Here is a 19,844-nt window from a genome sequence, read left to right as displayed (position 1 = left end):
CCTGCCCTGGCCTTGCCATACCTGGAGAGTCACATGGCTTCTCGCACCACGTCCAAGCGCAACGCCGTCGCCCGCAACCGCTCCGCCGAGGCCACCAAGGCCGCCTTCGACGAGCTGGCCCGCAAGTCCCGCAACAAGCCCGTCGTCGTCTCCAAGGAGCAGGAGGCCCGCGACACGCACGCGAAGAACGTCCTGGCCGACGTGTCCGGCCTCACCGCCGAGACGGCCGTGAAGAAGGTGACCGAGGCGGGCCTCACCATCAACAAGACGCTGGCCGGCATCAACGAGCAGGTCATCTCGCTGGTGGAGGAGCTCAAGCAGCTCGACGAGGCCATCCACCTGAAGACGGAGGAGCTCAACGGCCTGCACGGCAAGGACGTGGCCGCGAGCGCCATCGACGTGCTGGTGGCCGAGTACGACAAGAAGAAGGCGGAGCTCGAGGCGGAGATGGAGCGGCTCCAGAAGGACATCTCGGACACGCGCACGAAGGCCGCCGCGGAGCTGGCCGCCGAGCGCGAGGCCGCCGAGGTGGCCCGCAAGCGCGCCGAGGAGGAGTACTCCTACGACACCCAGCTCCAGCGGAAGAAGGAGCAGGACGCCTTCGCGGAAGGGCTGCGCCAGCAGTCCGCCCAGGAGCGGGACCGCAAGGAGAAGCTGGAGAAGGAGTGGGCCACGCGTGAGGAGGCCCTGAAGCAGCGGGAGACGGAGCTGGAGAGCCTGCGCAAGCAGGTGTCGGAGTTCCCCCTGGTGCTGAAGAAGGAGACGGACACGGCCTCCGCCATTGTCGGCAACCGCGTGAAGGCGGAGTGGGACCTGAAGCTGACGCTCGCCACCAAGGACGCGGAGACGTCGCAGCGCGTGGCCAGCATGGAGATTGCTTCGCTGAAGGACACGGCCACGAAGCAGGCGCAGGCCATCCAGACGCTCCAGACGGAGCTGAACGAGGCCAAGCGTCAGGTCCAGGCGATTGCCGAGAAGGCCCTGGAGTCCGCCTCCGGCGCCCGCGCGCTGGCCGAGGTGCAGGGCGTCATCCAGAGCCGCGAGTACAACAAGGGCAAGTAGCCCCGCGTGACGGCCGTGGAGGGCCTGTCTCCGCGAGAGCAGGCCCTTCCCACGGCCGGGCCCCCTGAGAAGTGGGGCGTGCCAGGAGAGTCCCTGGCCACGCCTCACGAGGTTTCCGCGCGGGCCTCATCGTCGCGGAGGACCCGCGACTGTCCGCGTCCCTTCCTCGCCCCGCCAGAAGGCGTGGCTCTACAGCGGGTTGACCTTCGCCGCCAGGAGGATGGCCGCCGCGGTGTCCTTGCCGGACAGCGCCGCGCCCTCCATGAAGCCCTGGTACATGTAGAACGAGTTGGCGTGCTCGCCAGCGAAGTAGAGGCTGCCCACGGGCTTGCCCTCGTTGCCGCAGATGGAGGTGAACTGCCCCGGCTTGTAGGCGGTGTAGCTGCCCTTGGTGTTGGGGTTGCTCGGCCAGTGCTCCAGGTGCGCGAGGATGCGGCCGCCCGTGCCGCGCTTCACCGCCGCGGCCGTGCCCGGAATCACGCGCTCCAGCGCCGCCACGAAGCGCTCGGCCTCACGCGCCACGTTGTTCGGGTCCAGCGCGGCCCCGCGCGCGCCGCTGGAGTAGTCCGTGAGGATGGCATCCTGCGCGGTGGCGCCGCGGGGGTTCGTCTCCCACGTGGCCTGGTGGTCCGCCAGGTCCGAGTACGACGCGCCGTTGCTGCCGTGCTCGCCCCAGACGGGCCCCTTGAAGCCCACCATCATCTTCGCGTTGGTGCCGTAGCCGAGCTGCTGAATCGCCAGCGTCTTCCACGCCGGCAGCGCCAGGGACACATCCAACGCGACGCCGCGCAGGACGGTGAAGGGCACCGCGAACACCACCGCGTCATACGTGGCGGTGAGGGCCGTGCTCCCCCGCCGGAAGGTGAGCTCCACGGCGCCGGCCGCCGTCTTGCGCGCCGCCTCCAGCCGCTCGCCGTAGCGCAGTTGCCCGGGCAGCCGCGCCGCCAGCGCGCGTGGAATCTGCTGGTTGCCACCCAACAGGTGGTAGCGCTCGTCACTGGAGCCGAAGGGCTCGAAGCGCGAGCGCCGGTTGGCGCGGATGAAGAAGAGGAAGTTGAGGCAGCTCTGCTGGTGCGCCGCCAGCCCGTACTCGCCCTCGTACGCGGCGATGATGGCCGCCTTGATGACGGGCCCCGCGCCGCGCGTCTCCAGGTAGGTGGCCAGGTTCATCAAGTCGTACTGCCGGTCCACCGGGGTGTGCACGTCCGCGGACGGGGCGCCGGAGAGCGCCTGCAAGTCGGGCCGCATCGCGGCCACGAAGGCACGGTACTCGTCGACGACGGTGGACTCCGGGTGGCGCTGCCCGCGGAAGAAGTAGAACACCTCTCCGGGCACCTTCTGGACGTCCTCCTTCGCGAGCTTGAACTCCTGCGCGTAGGCCAGCATCGTCTTGTGCCCGTTGTCGATGAACTCGCCCCCGCGCTCCACCACCTGCCCGGGGAAGCTCACCGGCCCGCTGAAGCTCCCTCCCATGGAGAAGATGCGTCCGCCGGGCCTGTCGCTCGCCTCGTGCACGGTGGCGAGGATGCCCGCGCGCCTCAGGTCATCCGCGCACGCCAGCCCCGCCATGCCCGCGCCCACGATTCCCACGCGCAGCGAGGACGGCGGCGGCTTCGCGTCCTGCGCACCCGCCCGCGCCCCCGCGAGCCCCACGCCCACCGCCGACAGGCCCTTGAGCACCGAGCGCCGGTCCATCCGCATCCACTGCGTGGCCTCCTGGCTGGGAGCCCCTTCCCGCTCGGAAGCCAGTGCAACGCGAGTGGTCTGACGAAACAGCTCGAAGAGGGGGGTGCGCGCCAAGGGGCCTCCAGTGCGGCGGGAGGCCCCATTTCTCCATATTTCTCGAATTAAATGAAGACGGCAAATTCAAGCGTGTCTTGAAAAAAGCAGGCACGAACTCACGGATTGCCGAGGCCGTAGCCCAGCAGCTCGAGGGGGGTGGCGTAGTAAATCCACCCGAAGAAGCCTCCCACCGCCGAGTTGGAGGGCGGGCGGAGGTACGCCTTGTCCCTCACCCCCAGGAGGGCCAGCCACCAGCCGAAGAGCAGCGTCCAGGCCAGTTGGAGGGTCCCCGTGACGACATAGGAGACCACCACGAAGGGCAGGTAGAAGGGCCCGAGGACTCGCGCCTGCAGCAGGTGCTGCCGCTCATGCTGGCCCGCGCCGCCGAGGTTCACCGTCCCGAGCGTCTGGAGCACGGAGTGGCCGAAGCCACCCGCGCCCCTCGGGGAGAAGCTGATCCACGCCTGCCCTTCCGAGTCGGTGCGCGAGGGTGTGCCGAAGAAGATGTAGAGGATGTTGCCGACGACGAAGCCGAACAGGGTGTTCGGCAGGCTCCACGTCAGGTCCACGACGAGCTCGAGCCAGCCGAGCGGCGACTCCAGGTCGTAGATGTTCAGGAGGGCGGCCTCCAGTCCATACAGGAGCCCGAAGCCTCCGCCGATGGCGAGGGCAATCAGGGGAGGGATGACGCCACCCGTCACGTCCAGCAGGCTGAGGGTGAGCAGCACCGCGGACGGGACGATGAGGCAGAAGAGGAAGGTGATGAGCCCCTGCACGAACTTGGACATGAGACCTCCGTGACGAGCGAGGTCTTCCGGGCCCATCCACGGGCCCTGGGAATGGACTCCCGCCGCGCTCGAGCCCGGCGGTAATCCCCGGGCCTTTCCACGGCGGATGGAGTCCACCCTGCCCGTCCGTGACGGGCAGTCGGTGGTGCCGGCCCCCGCCCCGCCCTCCGGGCGGGCACCCAGGCCTCAGGCCGGCAGCGCGGGGGCGGCCCGGCCCACCCCGTGGTGACAGGCAGGCCAGGGCCTTGGCGCTCCGCCCTGGCGTCAGGCCGTCAGCGCGGCGTCGAGGATGGCGAGCGCCTCGGCGAAGACGGAGTCCTGGATGGTGAGCGGGAAGAGGAAGCGGATGACGTTGGCGTGGACGCCGCAGGTGAGGAGCATGAGCCCGCGCTCCATGGCCCGCGCGCGCACCAGCTGTGTGAATTCCGGGTCCGGGGTGTTGCCGCCCGGCTGGCAGAACTCCACCGCCAGCATGGCGCCCAGGCCGCGCACCTCGGCCATGCGGGGCACCCGCGCCTTCAGGGCCACGAGCCGCTCGCGAAGCTGCGTGCCCAGGCGGTCGCCCCGCTCCACCAATTGCTCCTCCTGCATGACGTCCAGCACGGCGTGCGCGGCGGCGATGGCCATGGGGCTGCCCGCGTAGGTGCCACCCAGGCCGCCCGGCGTCGGCGCGTCCATGACGTCCGCCCGGCCCGTCACCGCGGACAGCGGGAAGCCGCCAGCCAGCGACTTGGCCATCGTCATCAAGTCGGGCGCCACGTCGTGGTGGTTCATCGCGAACCACCGGCCCGTGCGCCCGAAGCCCGTCTGGATTTCGTCGGCGATGAGGAGGATGCCGTGCTCGTCACACACCCTGCGCAGCGCGCGCATCAGCTCCGGCGGGGCCACGTAGAAGCCGCCCTCGCCCTGCACCGGCTCGATGATGATGGCGGCCACGCGCTTCGGCTCGATGTCGGCCTTGAAGAGGTACTGCAGCGCCTTCAGCGAGTCCTCCACGCCCACCCCGTGCAGCGGCATGGGGAAGGGCACGTGGAAGACCTCGCCCGGGAAGGGGCCGTAGCCCGCCTTGTAGGGCACCACCTTGCCGGTGAGCGCCATGCCCATCATCGTCCGCCCGTGAAACGCGCCGGTGAAGGCGATGACGCCGCTCCGGCCCGTGGCGTACCGGGCAATCTTCACCGCGTTCTCCACCGCCTCCGCGCCCGTGGAGAAGAACGTCGTCTTCTTCGGGTGCGAGCCGGGGACGAGCTGGTTGAGCCGCTCGGCGAGCGCCACGTAGCTCTCGTACGGGACGATTTGATAGGCGGTGTGGGTGAAGGAGTCGAGCTGCGCGCGCACCGCCTCCACCACGCGCGGGTGGCGGTGGCCGGTGTTCAGCACGGCGATGCCGCCGGCGAAGTCGATGAACCGGCGGCCCTCCACGTCCCACAATTCGCTGTTCTCCGCGCGCGCGACGAAGAAGGGCGCCATGACGCCCACCCCGCGCGGGGTGGCGGCTTCCTTGCGGCGCAGCAGACTGGCGTTGTCCTTCATGTGTGTGCCTCCCCGGGCCGCATCAGTACTTCACCATGACGTGGCGCACGGCGGTGTAGTCCTCCAGGGCATACATGGACAAGTCCTTGCCGTAGCCGGAGCGCTTCACGCCGCCGTGGGGCATCTCGCTCACCAGCATGAAGTGCGAGTTCACCCAGGTGCAGCCGTACTGGAGCTGCGCCGCCACGCGCATCGCCTTGGAGATGTCCTTCGTCCACACCGACGAGGCCAGGCCGTAGTCCGAGTCGTTGGCCCAGGCAATCGCCTGCTCCTCGTCCTCGAAGCGCGTCACCGACACCACCGGGCCGAACACCTCGCGCCGGACGATTTCGTCCTCCTGCCGGGCACCCGCCACCACCGTGGGCTCGAAGAAGAAGCCCTTCGTCCCGCGCGCCTTGCCGCCCACCGTCACCTCCACGTGCTTCAGCTCCGCGGCGCGCTCCACGAAGCCCGCCACTCGCTGGCGCTGCTTCTCGGTGATGAGGGGGCCCATCTCCACGCCTGGCGCCTCCTGCTCGCCCACCTTGAGCGAGGCCACGGCGGTGGACAGGTCCGCCACCAGCTTGTCGTAGACCTTCCGGCCCGCGTAGATGCGGCACGCCGCCGTGCAGTCCTGCCCCGCGTTGTAGAAGCCGAAGGTGCGGATGCCGGACACCACCGCGTCCAGGTCCACGTCGTCGAAGACGATGACGGGCGCCTTGCCACCCAATTCCAGGTGCGTGCGCTTGACGCCCTGGGACGCGGCCTCCAGCACCTTCTGGCCGGTGGCCACGTCGCCCGTCAGCGACACCATGCGGACCTGCGGCTGGCGGATGAGGGGCGCGCCCACGGACTCGCCGCGGCCCGTGATGACATTCACCACGCCGGGCGGGAAGAGGCCGGCCATGATGGTGGCCAGCTTCAGCGTCGTCAGCGGCGTCTGCTCGGACGGCTTGAGCACCACCGTGTTGCCGGCGGCCAGCGCGGGGCCCAGCTTCCACGCCGCCATCATCAGCGGGTAGTTCCACGGGGCAATGGAGGCCACCACGCCCAGCGCGTCGCGGCGAATCATGCTCGTGTACCCGGCGGCGTACTCACCGGCCACCGCGCCCTGCATGGTGCGCACCGCGCCCGCGAAGAAGCGGAACACGTCGGCCACGCCGGGAATCTCGTCCCCCAGCGCCAGCGCGTAGGGCTTGCCACAGTTGAGCGACTCCAGCCGGGCCAGCTCCGCGCCCTGCGCTTCAATGGCGTCCGCCAGCTTCAGCAGCACCGTGGCCCTGTCCCTGGGCGGCGTGCGGGACCAGCCGGGGAAGGCCTGCTCCGCGGCGCGCACCGCGGCCTGCACCTGGGCCAGGGACGCCTCGGGCACGCGCGCCAGCACCTCGCCCGTCGCCGGATTGAGGACTTCCTCCGCCGGGCCCTCGCCTGCCACCAGCTCGCCACCAATCAACAGCTTGCCGTCCATGCGGTCCTCCCGTGGTTGTCATGCGGCCATCCGGGCCGCCCTGCTGTACCCGGCCCCCTCGGGCCGTCAGAGCCTTGTGTCACCTGCTGCTGCCGGCCACGTCCTCCGTGCCTCGCGTCAGGCGCCAGGCGACGAGGATGGGGATGGCGGTGATGAGCATCACCCAGAGCGCCACCACGTTCGTCACCGGCACGTCGCGCGGCCGGCCCAGCTGGTCCAACAGCCAGATGGGCAACGTCTTCTCGTGCCCGGCGGTGAAGGTGGTGACGATGAGCTCGTCGAAGCTGAGGGCGAAGGCGAGGATGCCACCGGCCAGCAGCGAGGTGGCCATCTGCGGCAGCGCCACGTGGCGGAACGTCTGGAAGCCGTCGGCGCCCAGGTCCGCGGAGGCCTCCAGCAGGCTGTGCGGCATGCGTCGCAGCCGGGCCACCACGTTGTTGTAGACCATGACCACGCAGAACGTGGCGTGGCCCACGGCGATGGTCCAGAAGTTGGGGGACACGTCCGCCAGCCGGAACGCGGACAGCAGGGCGATGCCGGTGATGATGCCGGGCAGGGCAATGGGCAGGATGACCAGCAGGTTGAGGGCCTCCTTGCCGAAGAAGCGGCGGCGGTAGAGCGCCCCGGCCAGCAGCGTGCCCAGCACCAGCGCCACCGCCGTGGAGGCCAGGGCCACCCGCAGCGACAGCTGGATGGCGGCCAGCACGTCCTCGCGCTCGGCGGCCGCCCGGAACCAGCGCAGGGTGAGCCCCTTGAGCGGGAAGCTGAAGGCGCTCTCCTCCGTGTTGAAGGCGTAGAGCCCCACCATGAGGATGGGGAAGTGCAGGAACACCAGCCCGCCGTAGGCCAGCACCCGCAGCCACACCGGCGCCCGGGGGCCGTCGTCCCGCCGTGCCTCAGAGTGCATCGAACGCCCCCAGCCGGCGCGCCACCGCCAGGTACAGGCCGATGATGACGATGGGCACCACCGTGAAGGACGCCGCCATGGGCATGTTCCCGATGGAGCCCTGCATCGTGTAGACCATGTTGCCGATGAAGAGGCCGGGCGGGCCCACCAGCTGGGGAATGATGTAGTCCCCCAGCGTGAGCGAGAAGGTGAAGATGGAGCCCGCCACCACGCCCGGGAAGGCCAGCGGCAGCAGCACGGTGCGGAACGACTGCGCGGGCCGCGCCCCCAGGTCCGCCGCCGCCTGCAACAGGTTGCCGGGCACCCGCTCAATCGCCGCCTGGATGGGCAGAATCATGAACGGCAGCCACACGTAGGTGAAGACGAGGAAGCGGCCGAGGTTGGAGGTGGACAGCGACGAGCCGCCCACGCCCGGCACGGACAGCACCCACTCCAGCGCGGACAGCAGATAGAGCCGCTCCACCAGCCAGTAGACGATGCCGCCCTTGGAGAGGAGGACCGTCCACGAGTAGGCCTTGACGATGTAGCTGGCCCACATGGGGAGCATGACGGCGATGTAGAAGAAGCCCTTGCGCCAGCCGGTGGCATACCGGGCCATGTAGTACGCCACGGGGAAGCCGAGCACCGCCGAGGCCACCGTCACCGCCGCCGCCATGCCCAGCGTGCGCAGGACGATGTCGTGGTTGGCCGCGTCCAGCAGCGCGCGGTAGTTCGCCCACGTGAAGTCGGACGTCACGCCCATGGTGAAGTCGTCGAAGGTGTAGAAGCTCTGCACCAGCAGCGACAGGAGCGAGCCCAGGTACACCACGCCGAACCACAACAGCGGCGGCGTCAGCAGCAACAGGAGATAGAGCGTGCCGTGCCGGTAGAGCACGTTGGCCACGGCCCGGGACAGCCGGCCGCGGGGGCGTTCGGGCGCGGGCAGCGCCATGGTGGGCAAGGTCTCCATGCCCTACCCTCCCCCCGGCTCCAGCTGCACCATCGCCTCGGGGGCCCAGGCCACCCGCACCGTGTCGCCCCGGCGCGGCAGGGCCGCCTCGTCCGTCTCGCCGTTGAGCAGGCTGAGGGTGAGCACGTGGTTGCCCTCCACCTGCACCTCATAGCGGCTGGTGGCGCCGTGGTACTGCACCTCCGCCAGCCGGCCCTCCACGCACACCCGGTTGCCGGCGTCGGCGGGGGCGAAGCGGACATGCTCCGGACGCACGGAGAAGGGGCGCTCGCTGCCGGTGAGCCGGCGCGCCAGCTCGCCCCTCACCACGTTGGCGGTGCCCACGAAGCCCGCGACGAAGATTGTCCTGGGCCGCACGTAGAGGTTGCGCGGGGTGTCCACCTGCTCGATGCGGCCCTGGTTGAAGACGGCCACCCGGTCCGACATGGACAGCGCCTCGCCCTGGTCATGCGTGACGTAGACGAAGGTGATGCCCAGCCGGCGCTGGAGCGACTTCAGCTCCGCCTGCATCTGCTCGCGCAGCTTGAGGTCCAGCGCGCCCAGCGGCTCGTCGAGCAGCAGCACGCGGGGCTTGTTGATGAGGGCGCGCGCCAGGGCCACGCGCTGGCGCTGTCCGCCGGAGAGCTGCCCGGGCCGGCGCTCGCCGAAGCCCCCGAGCGCCACCAGCTCCAGCGCCGCTTCCGCCTCCCGGTGGCGCGCCGCCTTCGCCCCCCCCTTCACCATCAGCCCGTACGCCACGTTGTCCAGCACGCTCATGTGCGGGAACAGGGCGTAGTCCTGGAACACGGTGTTGACGTCCCGCTCGTACGGCGGGAGCCCGGCGGCCTGCTTGCCGTGCAGGAGGATGCCGCCGGCCGTGGGCTGCTCGAAGCCGGCGATGAGGCGCAGGCAGGTGGTCTTCCCCGAGCCGGAGGGGCCCAGCATGGAGAAGAACTCACCGTCCTGGATGGACAGGGACACGCCATCCACGGCCTTGACGCTGCCGTAGTGACGACTGACGTTCTGGAGCTCGACGGCGGTGCTGCTCATGGCGTGTCCCTGGCTCCCTGCTACCGACCGCCCATGATGGCGATGTAGTCCTGCGTCCAGCGGCTGTAGGGCACGCACGTCGCCTGGGTGGTGCACTTCGCCACCGGCGTCTTCCAGAAGTGCACCTGCGCGAAGCGCTCGAAGCCGTTCGTCTTGCAGAAGTCCGTGCCGCCCGGCGCCTTCGTCTTGCACGCCTCGGGCACCACCGGGTTGGAGCCGAACCACTCGGCGAGCGAGGCCTGCAGGTCCTTGTTCAGCGAGTGCTCCATCCACTTGTACGCGCACACCGGGTTCTTCGCGTTGGTGTGCAGCATGGTGGTGTCCGCCCAGCCGGTGGAGCCCTCCTGCGGAATCACCGAGTCGATGGGCTGCTTCTCGCCCTTGAGCGCGTTGACCTGGTAGCCCCAGGCGCTGGAGGCGACGACGCCCTCGTTCTTGAAGTCGCTCATCTGCACGGTGGTGTCGTGCCAGTAGCGGTGCGCCAGGGCCTTCTGGGCACGCAGCAGCGCCACCGCGGCGGCGTACTGCTTGTCGTTGAGCTCGAACGGGTCCTTGATGCCCAGCTCGGGCTGCTTCTTCATGAGGTACAGCGCGGCGTCCGCGACGTAGATGGGGCCGTCATACGCCTGCACACGGCCCTTGTTGGACTTGCCGTCCGGCAGCTTCTGCTCCTCGAACACCACGGCCCACGACGTGGGCGCCGTCTTGAAGACGTGGGTGTTGTACATGAGCACGTTGGGGCCCCACTGGTAGGGGACGCCGTAGTGCTTGCCCTCCACCGTGTGCCACGGCGCGTTCTTCAGCCGCTCGTCGACGGTGTTCCACGAGGGGACCAGCGCGGTGTTGATTTCCTGCACCTTCTTGCCGTGCACCAGACGCAGGCTGGCGTCACCGGAGGCGGTGACCAGGTCATACCCGCCCTGGTTCATCAGGGAGACCATTTCATCCGACGTGGCCGCCGTCTTGACGTTGACCTTGCAGCCGGTGTCCTTCTCGAACTTCGTCACCCAGTCGTACTTCTTGTCCGTCGCACCGCGCTCGATGTAGCCGGGCCACGCGATGATGTTGAGCTGTCCCTCGGGCTTGCCGAGCTTCTGCGGAGGAGCGGCCAGCGCCTGCGTCGCCGCGACCATCACTGCACCCACTGCGAGATGCTTCAGCATGCGGATCTCCCTCCCGTTGGTGTTGTGAGGCCGGAGGACTCTAGAGGAGCGCTCCAGGCCGTCAAAGGGCTCCCCGGCCGGTTCCAGCAACGCAGCGGGTCGTGCGTTCAGGGTGTGACTCGAACCGGTGGACAGCGGGGTACGCTGGGCGGTAGGGACAGAGGACGAGGCCCCTGCTTCCCCCGGAGCGACCATGGATTCCAATGAGCTGGCGAGCGTGCCAGGCGTCAACCCCCTGATTCCGGACGCCTCCCGCATCTACGACTACACCCTGGGCGGCACCCACAACTTCGAGGCCGACCGGCAGGCCGCCGAGTTCATGTTCTCGATGGTGCCTTCCACCCGGAAGTGGGTGCGCATGCTGCGCGCCGGCCTGCAGACCGCCGCCCGGCGCCTGGGCGCGGAGGGCTTCACGCACTGGGTGGATTTCGCCTCGGGGCTGCCGACGGCGGACCACGTGCACACGGTGCTGCCGGACGCGCGGGTGCTCTACAGCGACCTCAGCCCGCTGACCATCAGCTCGGCGAAGCACCTGCTGGGGGACAACCCGCGCGTGCGGTACCTCGAGTGCGACATCCGCCGGGCAGGCGACTTCCTGAAGCGGCCCGACGTGGAGGCCTTCCTGGAGGGCCAGCGCCGCGTCGCCTTCGGCGCCAACGCCATCACCGTGTTCCTGTCCGCCGAGGACAACCGGCGGTTCTTCCGAGACTTGTACGACTGGGCCGCGCCGGGCTCGAAGCTCTTCACCACCTTCGAGACGAAGGAGGCGGCGAAGACGACGCCACAGTGGGAGCAGTTCATCGGCATGTTCGAGCGGATGGGCGAGCCGTTCCATCTCTACTCGCTGCCCGAGTACCTGGACATCTGCGGCCCCTGGGCGCAGGACCGCATGGGCGTGGTGCCGGTGCGCGAGTTCCTCGGCCTGCCGCCCGAGTACATCACCGAGGCGGACCGAGAGAATATCGGCGTCGAGTTCTACGCCGTCATCCTCGAGAAGCGCTGAGGCGCCCGCCAGGCCGCCTGCTCCCTCCGTGTCCTGACGTGAGCCCGGACGTGGGGCGGCCGTGCGGCCGTCCCTCCGCTCCGCACGGCGTCCACGTGGCGTGACTACCGTGTCCGTCAGGTAACGCGCGCAACGGAAGGAGACGAGTGCATGTTCCAGGCGAAGAGGCGGGTCCTCGCAGGCGTGGTGATGGGAGCGGCCCTGGCGGTGCTGGGCAGCGGGTGCGCTTCCAGCAAGGCGGCGAAGGTGGATGAGTCCTGGCTGGCCCGAGTCCCGGAGGACCAGCTCGGCGACGTGCGCGCCGCCCAGTCCGAGCGGCGCAAGGCCCAGGATGAAGTCACCCGGGCCGACGTGGCCCACAAGGACGCGGAGCGCGCGCTGCAGGTGGCCAAGCGCAACGCGGATGCCTCCCGGCTTCGCAAGGAGGCCAACGAGGCGGCGCTGGAGGCCGCCCAGTCCACCGGCCAGCGCGCGGACATCGAGCGGGCGCAGGCCGAGCTGATGAACTCGGAGACGGGCGTCACCGCGGCCCAGGCGCAGGTGAAGTGGCGCGAGCAGTCCATCGAAGCGCTCCAGGCGAACAAGGAGCTGCGCGAGCGGGAGCTGGCGGTGGTCGACGCGCGCCTCAATCAGGCCGAGTACAAGGCCCTGAAGAAGAGCGGGGACGTGCGCGCCGAGGAGCTCTCCGAGGCGGACTTCTCGTCCGCGCTCGCGGATGCCCAGCGCCGGGTGGAGGAGTCCCGGAAGAAGGTGGACTCTCAGTCGCGTGAGGAGCAGCAGGCCCGCGCCCAGTACGAGCGGCTGCGCACCCAGGCCCAGGGCTACGGCGGCAGCGGCGTTCCCGTCGAGGAGTAGGGCCCGGGTGGCACGGGGGGCGGCGGACGCGGGAGAGGCTTCCCCGCCGCGCCCACCCGTGCGAGGGTGCCCCCGCCACGCGCCCCCCGGCGCGGACGGCCGGGTGCGGGCTTGGCCGCAGCCGTGACGCGCGGAGCCCGGACGTGACTCCCTACGAGCGGATCTTCGAGAACAACCGCCGCTGGGCCGAGGAGCAGCGGCGGACGGACCCGGAGTACTTCTCCAAGCTCTCCATCGAGCAGCGCCCGGACTTCCTCTACATCGGCTGCTCCGACAGCCGCGTGCCGGCGAACCAAATCATGGGCCTGCCGCCCGGCGACGTCTTCGTGCACCGCAACGTCGCCAACCTGGTGAACAACGTCGACCTCAACGTGATGTCGGTCATCACCTACGGCGTCGTGCACCTCGACGTGAAGCACATCATCGTCTGCGGCCACTATGGCTGCGGCGGCGTGAAGGCCGCCATGCAGCCGAAGGACCTGGGCCTCCTCAACCCCTGGCTGCGCAACATCCGGGACGTGTACCGCATCCACAAGGCGGAGCTGGACGCCATCAAGGATGAGACGCAGCGCTACGACAGGCTGGTGGAAATCAACGTCACCGAGCAGTGCATCAACATCATCAAGACGGCCGCGGTGCAGAAGTCCTACCTCAAGCAGGGCTACCCCACGGTGCATGCCTGGGTGTTCGACATGCGCAACGGCGTGCTCAACGACCTGAAGCTCGACTTCCGGGAGACGCTGCGCAACATCCAGCAGGTCTACGACTTGACGGGCACGCTCCTGGAGTAGGAGGGCGCCGCCCGGGCCGGGAAGCCGCCGCGCTCACAGTGAGTGGAGCAGCGCGCGGAACGCCTCGTCCTCGGGGATGGGGTGGAGGGCGGCGTCATTGAGCCCCGTCTGCCGCACGGACTCGCCGCCCAGGCGCAGGGCCTCCGTCAGCAGCGAGCGCGCCTCGTCATGCCGGCCCTGGAGGAAGGCGATGTAGCCCGCGTTGCCCAGCGCCAGCGGCTCGCCCGGCCGGCGCTCCAGCGTCGCCGCCACCCGCTGCCGCGCCCGCTCCAGCACGGCCAGGGCCCGCTCCTGCTCCTGGGCCCACAGCCGCTTGGCCTCGTGGAGCAGCGCGAAGCCCGCGCTGTTGAGGGCATTGGCCACGCGCTCGCGCAGCGGGGGCTCCGCCGCGTCGGCGTACCGGCGCACCACCTCGTCGAAGCCCACCAGCGCCTCCTCCACCCGCCGCAACTGCCCCAGCAGCTCCGCCCGGCACACCAGCGCCCGCGCCACCTCCACCCGCAGGTCCAGCGCGCGCTCGTCGCCGAAGCGCCGCGCCACCTCCTCGAAGGCGACCAGCGACTCCTCGTCCCTGCCCAGCCGGCCCAGCAGGGACGCCTTGAACATGAGCGACTTCGCGGCCTGCATCCGCAGCTCCGCCTCGGGCGCCTTGCTGAAGCGCCGCACCAGCTCGTCGTGGACGGGCAGCGCCTCCTCCGCGCGGCCCAGGAAGCGCAGGAACACCGCCTTGCGCAGGAGCGCCTCGGACATCAGCTCGCGCTGGATGAGCTCCGTGGTGCCCTCCAGCCGCTGGAGGGCCTCGTCGCAGACGGCGACACCCTCCTCGGAGCGGCCCAGCTGCCCCAGGGCCACGCACTTGTAGAGGAGCACCCGGACCACCCCCTCTCGCAGCATCGGCTCGGGGGAGCCGCCGAACTGGTGGAGGGACTCGTCACAGGCGGCCAGCACCGCCTCGGGCCTGTCCAGCTGCACCAGCGCCAGCGCCTTGTTGACGAGCGCTCGGAGGACCTGGAGGCGCACGGCCGGCGACAGCGTCCCTCCGAACCACTGGATGACCTCTTCGTAGAGGGAGAGCGCCTCTTCGAACTGCCCCGCCTCGCCCAGCTCGTTGGCCCTGTCGAGCATCCCCCGCACCACCTGCTCGGGGCTCGCCGTGTCATCCATCGCCATGGGTCCTTCCCTCCCGTCTCCATTGGAGCATAGGCCGGACGGCCGCGGCTCCGCTGGGACTCACTTCGGCGGGCGGAAGACGTACTGGAAGACAGGCGTGTCGCGGCCGGGAGGGTACTGCGCGTCCAGGAAGGCGAAGTAGGCGTGGCCGGCGAGGAGCGCGTCCTTGAGGCTGTCGTACACCACGGACACCTGGGTGGCGCGCCCGGCCTCGTCCACCTGGACGCGCACCTTGAGGTTGCCCTTGAGCTCCGGCACCTCCTTGAGCCGCTCCATGTAGAGCGCCACCAGCCCCAGCGACACCCGGTTGTAGATCTGGTCCCCCGTGCCCCGCGCCGGGGTGGCGGGCAGGCGGAAGCGCCGGACGAGCGCGGCGGCCTCGGCCTCCGCCTCGGGTACCCGGCGCTCCGGGGCGGAAGCCGAGGCCGCCGCGCGGTACGCCGCCAGCGCGTCCTGGGGCCGCTCCTGCTTCAGGCACAGCCGGGCCCGGCGCACGTGGAGGTCCGAGCGCTCCGGCGCCCGCTCCGACGCCTTCACCAGGAAGGCCTCGGCGGCGGCGCCGTCTCCCCGCGCCTCGGCCAGCTCCGACAGGCGCAGCGCCGGCTCCGCGTCCTTCGCGTCCGCGTCCATGAGCCGGGCCAGGGCCTTCTCCTCGTCGGCGGCCCGCCCCAGCTCCGCGTACAGCTTCGCCCATTGCGCCAGCGACGCGGGCTCCGCGCCGCCCAGCGCGACGTAGCGCTCCAGGGACGCGGCGGCCTTCTCCTTCTCCGACGCGGCCAGCCACAGCCCGGCCTGGAGCCGGTGGGCCTCCCTGTCGCGGGGCTTGAGGCCGACGAGCTTCTCCCCCGCCACCGCCGCCGCGCGCACGTCCTTGCCCGTCTGCGCCAGCCGCGCCAGCGTCTTGAGGGCCTCGGGTTGCTCCGGCCAGGCCTCCACCGCGCGAGTCAGCTCCGCGCGCGCCTCGGCCTCGCGCCCCGGCTGCTGGGCCAGCAGGAGCCCCAGCCCGGTGCGAATCTGCGGCGCGTCCAGGCCCGCGAGCGCCTCGCGGAACCGGGCCTCCGCCTCCCGGGGCTTGCGCTCGGCCTGCAGGAGCACCGCCTCGCCCCACAGCGCGGGCGGAAAGCCGGGCGCCTCGCGCAGCGCGGCGGCGAACACCGGGCGGGCCTCCGCCAGCATCCCCCAGCGCACGTAGATGAGCCCCATGCCCACGTGGGGCCAGGGGTTCTCCGGGTAGAGGGTGGAGATGGCCTTGAGCTCGTTCCAGCACCCGTCCGCGGGGAACGTGAGCCACGCCCGGTAGATGCGGGGCATGGCGTCATTCGGGCGCGCCCGGGCCTGGTCCTCCAGCTCGGTCTCCAGCGCGCGGGCCCGGCCCAGCACGCGGGCCGTCTCCAGCTGGCGGAGCACCCCCATCACCTCGTCGGCCGGCGGCAGCGCCGTGGACCGCGCCGCCGCGCCCGGCACCGGGACGGCCAGCACGAGGAACACGAGGGCCAGGAGACGGAGGAACGGACGGGGGGCCATGGAGCTCGCGCGGACCATACCAGACGGCCCTTCGCGTACGGCCTGCTCTGTCCGGGAGCGTCTGCTCCCCTGCTCGTCCCCCACGCGCCCCTCTCTAGCCCAGCGGCCGGGGGTCGCCAAGGCCCGGCTGGAGAGGGGGCTGGGAGGACCCGCTCCGGGAGTCAATGCTCCCGGAGCGGAACCTTCAGCTTGCGACTGCTACCGCGAGCGCCGGCTCAGCCGATGATGAGCTTGCAGGTGTTGTCGCAGCCGTCGCGGGGGTTCGAGTTGGCGTCGTCGCACTCCTCGCCGTTGTCGGACTGCTGGATGCCGTCGCCGCAGCGGGGACCCCAGACGCAGCCACGGCCGCACTGCCCGTAGCCGCCGTCATTGGCGATGTCGTCGCACTCCTCGCCCGAGTCCACGGTGCCGTTGCCGCACGTCGCGGTGCACACCGTGCGCTGGGTCTCGAAGTTGTTGAGCGTGAGCTTGTAGGAGGAGCCGGTGGTGTGGCGCTCGGCCTGGAGCACCACGACCTCGTAGATGCCGCCCACGTCCAGGTCCAGCGCGGTGGCCTGCGAGGACAGGGTGATGGTGCCTTCCAGCGGCCCGTGGACGCCGCCCAGGTCCAGCGCACGGCGGCCGTTGATGAACACCCACACGTCGTCGTCACCGCGGAAGATGAGCACCTCGGTGCCCTTGTACTCGAACCAGTAGCGGGCCTCGCTGGTGAAGTTGAAGTTGTGCCCACCGGAGCGGAGCGACTCCCTGCCCGCGGCCACCCAGCCCGCGCTGTCGAGCGGGAAGAAGCTCTGGTCGTCGAACACGTACGAGCCATTCGCCTGGCGCGCGAGGTCCAGCGTGCTGACGACGGTCATGTTGACGTTCGCCACGTCGCGGTACCACTGGTCGAACGCCGCCCTGCCATGGGTGTTGCCGGAGGTGACGCCCTCCTTGCCGTACACGGGCTTGCCGTCGCTGCCCAGGGTGGCCGCAACGATTCCCGTCTCATGGCCAGCGTTGCTGTTCTCGAAGTCGATGTGGCCCCTCGGCAGGCCGTTCCCCGCCGGCAGGTCATAGCCGCGGAAGTCACGGTAGACGACGGGGATGGACACGGTGGCCGGCGGGGCGTCCTTGATGACCTGGCACGCGTAGCCATCCTCGAGCACACAGGTCGGCGAGCAGCCGTCGTTGGCGCGGGCGTTGCCGTCGTCGCACTCCTCGGCGGTGCTGTTGGGCAGCATGACGCCGTCGCCGCACACCGCCTGGCAGACGCCGTCGGTGCAGTCCGGCTCCTTCACGCACAGGGGCGAGCAGCCGTCACCCATGTCATGGTTGCCGTCGTCGCACTGCTCGGTGCCCTCGCGCACGTTGTCGCCACAGTTGGTGCGCGCGCAGGCCTGGCCGACGGTGGGGCACTTCCAGCCGGACTCCAGGCGACACACGTTGCTGCAGCCGTCGCCCGCGGCGCTGTTGCCGTCCTCGCACTCCTCGTCGCCGGCGATGATGCGGTCACCGCACGCCGCGGCCTGGCAGCGGCCACCGGACTGCGGGCAGTTCCAGCCCGCCTCCACCGTGCAGGTGGCGCTGCAGCCGTCATTGGAGGTGATGTTCCGGTCGTCGCACGCCTCGGGGGCCTCGACGCGGCCGTTGCCACAGCCCTCGGTGCGGATGCAGGGTCGGCCGGCGGTGTCGCAGGACCAGCCGGACTCCACGACGGAGCAGTCCGCGTTGCAGCCGTCGCCGCTCACCGCGTTGCCGTCGTCACAGGCCTCGGTGGGCTGGCGCTCGCGATCACCACAGGTGAGGGTGCCCGAGTCCACGCCGGAGTCCGTCGGGTCCGGGGTGGAGCCGCCATCCGGCTTCGAGGAGCCACCGCCGCCTCCACATGCGGCGAGGGCGACAAGAAGAGAAGCGAGCACGAGTCTCGCGATTCGGGGGGTATGCCTGGAGGGGGTCCGCATGACCATGGATGCTGAAATTGCTTGAGCCATGTGTCAATGCATCCGAGCAGCCCGGCCCCTCGGTGCCCCCCATACAGTCCAGGGTGCACGCACATGTGCAGGGCGAGCGGACTTTCGCTCGTTACGCGTGACTCGCGCCCACATCCACATGCATGCCGAGGAGAGCAGCCAGCCTTGGCTTCCCCGCTGTCTCACAAATCGAAGCAAGCGCTCCGGGACGCCTGTTTGGACATGTCTCGCAAGTCTTTCAGCCGGCGGTGTTGCGCAGGTATTGAGCGTAGAAGCGCACCGCGCCCGCGTAGCCCTGCACGGACACGCGCTCGTCGCGGCCATGCAGGCGCGGGAGGTCCTCGCGCTCCAGGCGCAGGGGCATGAAGCGGTAGACGCTGTCGCTCAGCCCGGTGAAGTAGCGCGCGTCGGCGGCGCCCACCATGAGGTAGGGGGAGACGAGGGCCTCGGGGAACACCTGGCGGATGCTCCGCTGCAGCACGCCCCAGGCCTCCGAGTCCGTCCGTGACACCGGCGAGGCCTCGCTCTGGAAGTCCAGCGTGCGCAGCTTCACCCGGGAGTCCTCCACCACGCGGCGCACGTGCGCGAGCACGCCCTCCACGGTGTCGCCGGGGAGGATGCGGAAGTTCACCACCGCGCGAGCACGCGCCGGCAGCACGTTGTCCTTCACGCTGCCCTCGAACATGGTGGCCGCGGTGGTGGTGCGCACCGCCGCGTTGGTGGAGGGCTGGGCGCTCAACTGGCGCAGCACCAGCGGCTCGAAGAGCCACAGGTTGGCGAAGAGCAGCCGCAGGCCGAAGGGCATCTCCGGCCCCATGTACTCGAAGAGCGCCCGGCTGCCCCCGCGCAGCTCCGCCGGCATCGGATGTTCCTCCAGGCGCGTGACGGCGCGGCTGAGGATGCCCACGGCCGTCTGCTTCGGGGGCATGGACGAGTGGCCGCCCTCCCCCTCCACCCCCAGCTCCACGCTGACGAAGCCCTTCTCCGCCACGCCCACCAGGGCCACCGGCGCCGCCACGCCCGGGACGGTGCCCGTCAACATCATCCCCCCCTCGTCCAGCACGGACTCCAGCGTCACGTTCCGCTCGCGGAGCAGGCGCGCCATGGCCTCCGCGCCCGCGTGGCCGCCCACCTCCTCGTCCCCGCCGAAGGCCAGCAGCACCGTGCGCTTCGGCTGGTACCCCGCGGCCAGCAGCGCCTCCACTGCCTCGAGGATGGCCAGCACGCTGCCCTTGTCGTCCAGCGAGCCCCGGCCCCACACGTACCCGTCCGCCACGTCGCCGCTGAACGGAGGGCGCGTCCAGGCCGCCTCGGTGCCGGGCTCCACGGGCACCACGTCCAGGTGCCCCAGCAGCAGCGCGGGCTTGAGGGACGTGTCCGTGCCCGCCCAGGTGTAGAGGGCGGAGTGCGGGCCCACCGGCTCGCGCCGCAGCGCCGCGTGGACGCGGGGGAACTGCGCCCGCAGGTAGTCATGGAGCGCGGTGAAGGCGGCGTCCTCGGCCGGCACCCCCTCTGACGCCGCGACTGTCTTGAGCCGCAGCGCCCCCGCGAGTCGGGCCGCCGCCGCGTCCGCGTCCACGGAGAACGGCGCCGCGGACTCCGGGACGACCTGGCGGGAGGTGAAGCGGAGCGCCCGCACCACGAGGACGCCAGCCAGCAGGCAGAGGCCAAGGAGGAGCAGCAGGAGGAGGCGTTTCATCGGTGGGCTCGCGAGAGGGGGGCGGAACGCTAACAGACCGCGCGAGCCCGGCTTCGCCCACCGCCCGGAATGGGCCCCCAGGCACCCTCCAGAATTCTCACACCCTGAGACAGGTGCAACGGGTATTCAGGTCGGAGAGTCCCGGAAATCGCTGATATACAACTTTCCGCTGTAAGTGTCAGGGAGTCGT

The 19,844-nt window shown here is 70.4% G+C and carries 16 protein-coding genes; 4 read left to right on the top strand and 12 right to left on the bottom strand.

Annotated features, from left to right (window positions below):
* Positions 1-33 precede the first annotated feature (33 nt).
* Positions 34-1,062 (top strand): coiled-coil domain-containing protein, encoded by a 1,029-nt coding sequence (locus G4D85_RS47175; RefSeq protein WP_164021468.1) that lies wholly within the window; start codon positions 34-36, stop codon positions 1,060-1,062.
* 189 nt (positions 1,063-1,251) lie between these two features.
* On the opposite strand, the gene G4D85_RS47170 is transcribed toward G4D85_RS47175, so the two are convergent.
* The 8 genes from G4D85_RS47170 to G4D85_RS47135 form a co-directional block, all read right to left on the bottom strand.
* Positions 1,252-2,862, bottom strand: coding sequence for a flavin monoamine oxidase family protein (locus G4D85_RS47170; RefSeq protein ID WP_205526022.1), 1,611 nt, complete (start codon positions 2,860-2,862; stop codon positions 1,252-1,254).
* A gap of 98 nt (positions 2,863-2,960) precedes the next feature.
* The gene (locus G4D85_RS47165) at positions 2,961-3,632 is read right to left on the bottom strand and encodes a hypothetical protein (protein WP_164021466.1); all 672 of its coding nucleotides are present in this window, start codon (positions 3,630-3,632) and stop codon (positions 2,961-2,963) included.
* Positions 3,633-3,896: 264 nt separating this feature from the next.
* Entirely contained in the window at positions 3,897-5,165 is a 1,269-nt protein-coding gene (gene gabT, locus G4D85_RS47160) for a 4-aminobutyrate--2-oxoglutarate transaminase (protein WP_164021464.1), read from the bottom strand.
* A gap of 22 nt (positions 5,166-5,187) precedes the next feature.
* Complete coding sequence (locus tag G4D85_RS47155) at positions 5,188-6,612, bottom strand: gamma-aminobutyraldehyde dehydrogenase (protein ID WP_164021462.1); 1,425 nt, start codon at positions 6,610-6,612, stop codon at positions 5,188-5,190.
* 79 nt (positions 6,613-6,691) lie between these two features.
* Entirely contained in the window at positions 6,692-7,519 is an 828-nt protein-coding gene (locus G4D85_RS47150; protein WP_164021460.1) for an ABC transporter permease, read from the bottom strand.
* A complete protein-coding gene (locus G4D85_RS47145; protein WP_240359935.1) occupies positions 7,509-8,468 on the bottom strand; it encodes an ABC transporter permease in 960 nt (319 codons plus the stop codon). Before G4D85_RS47145 ends, G4D85_RS47150 begins: the two co-directional genes overlap by 11 nt.
* Before the next feature lie 3 nt (positions 8,469-8,471).
* Entirely contained in the window at positions 8,472-9,497 is a 1,026-nt protein-coding gene (locus tag G4D85_RS47140; protein WP_164021458.1) for an ABC transporter ATP-binding protein, read from the bottom strand.
* Positions 9,498-9,517: 20 nt separating this feature from the next.
* Positions 9,518-10,660, bottom strand: coding sequence for an ABC transporter substrate-binding protein (locus G4D85_RS47135; RefSeq protein WP_164021457.1), 1,143 nt, complete (start codon positions 10,658-10,660; stop codon positions 9,518-9,520).
* Between the two features lie 193 nt (positions 10,661-10,853).
* Between G4D85_RS47135 and G4D85_RS47130 the strand changes: the two genes are divergently transcribed.
* The 3 genes from G4D85_RS47130 (at position 10,854) to G4D85_RS47120 (ending at position 13,309) form a co-directional block, all read left to right on the top strand.
* A complete protein-coding gene (locus tag G4D85_RS47130; RefSeq protein ID WP_164021455.1) occupies positions 10,854-11,663 on the top strand; it encodes an SAM-dependent methyltransferase in 810 nt (269 codons plus the stop codon).
* Positions 11,664-11,813: 150 nt separating this feature from the next.
* On the top strand, positions 11,814-12,518 hold the full coding sequence (locus G4D85_RS47125) for a hypothetical protein (RefSeq protein ID WP_164021453.1): 705 nt from the start codon (positions 11,814-11,816) through the stop codon (positions 12,516-12,518).
* 143 nt (positions 12,519-12,661) lie between these two features.
* Entirely contained in the window at positions 12,662-13,309 is a 648-nt protein-coding gene (locus G4D85_RS47120) for a carbonic anhydrase (RefSeq protein ID WP_164021450.1), read from the top strand.
* 33 nt (positions 13,310-13,342) lie between these two features.
* On the opposite strand, the gene G4D85_RS47115 is transcribed toward G4D85_RS47120, so the two are convergent.
* From G4D85_RS47115 to G4D85_RS47100, 4 genes are all read right to left on the bottom strand, one after another.
* Complete coding sequence (locus G4D85_RS47115) at positions 13,343-14,479, bottom strand: tetratricopeptide repeat protein (RefSeq protein WP_164021448.1); 1,137 nt, start codon at positions 14,477-14,479, stop codon at positions 13,343-13,345.
* Positions 14,480-14,539: 60 nt separating this feature from the next.
* Entirely contained in the window at positions 14,540-16,003 is a 1,464-nt protein-coding gene (locus G4D85_RS47110; protein WP_164021446.1) for a hypothetical protein, read from the bottom strand.
* A 215-nt stretch (positions 16,004-16,218) separates the two neighbouring features.
* Complete coding sequence (locus G4D85_RS47105; protein ID WP_164021444.1) at positions 16,219-17,946, bottom strand: DUF4215 domain-containing protein; 1,728 nt, start codon at positions 17,944-17,946, stop codon at positions 16,219-16,221.
* A gap of 247 nt (positions 17,947-18,193) precedes the next feature.
* Positions 18,194-19,654: a M20 family peptidase gene (locus tag G4D85_RS47100; protein WP_164021442.1), complete on the bottom strand. Its 1,461-nt coding sequence runs from the start codon at positions 19,652-19,654 to the stop codon at positions 18,194-18,196.
* Between the last annotated feature and the right edge of the window lie 190 nt (positions 19,655-19,844).

Source organism: Pyxidicoccus trucidator, assembly GCF_010894435.1.
Lineage (GTDB): Bacteria > Myxococcota > Myxococcia > Myxococcales > Myxococcaceae > Myxococcus > Myxococcus trucidator.
Note: the sequence above shows the minus strand (reverse complement) of the source record. Positions and strands in the feature narration are given on the sequence as shown.